The organism is Streptomyces sp. NPDC007084 (assembly GCF_040703595.1).
In the GTDB taxonomy this organism is placed as follows: Bacteria; Actinomycetota; Actinomycetes; order Streptomycetales; family Streptomycetaceae; genus Streptomyces.
Genome location: NZ_JBEYFY010000127.1, coordinates 1 through 1,416 on the forward strand (window position 1 = coordinate 1; position 1,416 = coordinate 1,416).

Below are 1,416 nucleotides of genomic sequence, written 5' to 3' on the forward strand. Positions count from 1 at the left end.
TCCAGATAGCTAACTAGACAAATCAAAGACTCCCCTTAACCGAATGACTTCACATTCATTAAAACAAGATAATCAAATTCAGTGATTAATGAACCCATTGAAGATATAAAAAATCCGTAATTAACCCGAATTGCTAGTTAATTTCATTGGAAAATAAATAAGTCGTGCTATCCTAATCTAAAACTACTAAGCATTAGAAAGCGCACGACTTATATGACTTATAATAGCACACTTCCAAAAGTTTTTGTTTATTTACTGACAACCATTGAGACGCTTTATCAAACGAGGGTTTCCCTTGAGGTTCAAAACCGAAAAAACGTCCATCTCGCAACATCAGATTGCTTAGTTATCGCTTGTTACCTATGGGGCGTACTGCATTTTAGTGAAACGCTTAAAGCTAAGCACCAACTTGCTCAAAGTTTATTTCCTAATTTCCTAGAATATTCTCGCTTTGTCCGCCGTTGTAATGCCCTCTTACCGAGTATCCAAGTCATTCGCCAAGCACTCGTCTTTAAAGAGGTTGAAGGAATGAGTGTATCCATTATTGACAGCTTCCCCATTCCTTTGTGTCAGCCTATTCGTAATTTCAGAAGCAAAGTTCTTGGAGATTATGCCAATGTTGGCTACAATGCTACAAAGGGACAGTACTTCTATGGATGTAAATGTCATGCTTTAGTCAGTGAATCAGGCTATGTCATAGACTACACAATTACTCCTGCTTCAATGGCTGATAGTTCAATGACCGAGGAAGTGTTGAGTCAATTTGGGACACCAACAGTCCTTGGAGATATGGGATATCTAGGTCAGTCACTGCATGAAAGGCTGGAATTAGAAGGAATTGATCTAATTACACCTGTCAGGAAGAACATGAAGCAAAAGAAAATCCTTTTCCCTAATTTTTCAAAACATAGAAAAGTGATTGAGCGAGTTTTCTCTTTTTTGACAAATCTAGGAGCTGAGCGTTGTAAAAGTCGTTCGCCTCAAGGTTTTCAATTGAAATTAGAGATGATACTTTTAGCGTATTCTTTACTGTTAAAATCAGCTAAATCACTGGAACCAGAGACTTTAAGATATTCTATCGGGTATCAAGTCATGGCTAAATAATCAACTAGCAATTCGGGTATTTTAAAAAAAGAAAATTGGGACTCCTTAGAGTCCCTTTTAATTATTTTATATTATATATTTTGTCTTTTGTTCTTTTGCGAAAAAAAAAATATAGTGTTTGCAAGGGGTAACAGGATTATAGTCCTACAAAAAACTGTGCATAGTCCTACAAAAAACTGTGTATAGTCCTACAAATTATTTGTGTTTGTAGGTGCTTTGGAGTCGGTGCGCAAGTTCCGTATCCTCGCGCACCAGTTCACCGAGGAGTCGGGGCACTTGACTCCGTCGCTGAAGCTGAAGCGGAATGTTGTC

Annotated in this window: 1 protein-coding gene; it reads left to right on the forward strand. The window is 37.7% G+C overall.

Annotated features, from left to right (window positions below; genetic code table 11):
- Nucleotides 1-213 precede the first annotated feature (213 nt).
- Nucleotides 214-1,104, forward strand: coding sequence for an IS982-like element ISLll1 family transposase (locus AB0912_RS35870; protein WP_366707529.1), 891 nt, complete (start codon nucleotides 214-216; stop codon nucleotides 1,102-1,104).
- Nucleotides 1,105-1,416: the final 312 nt, after the last annotated feature.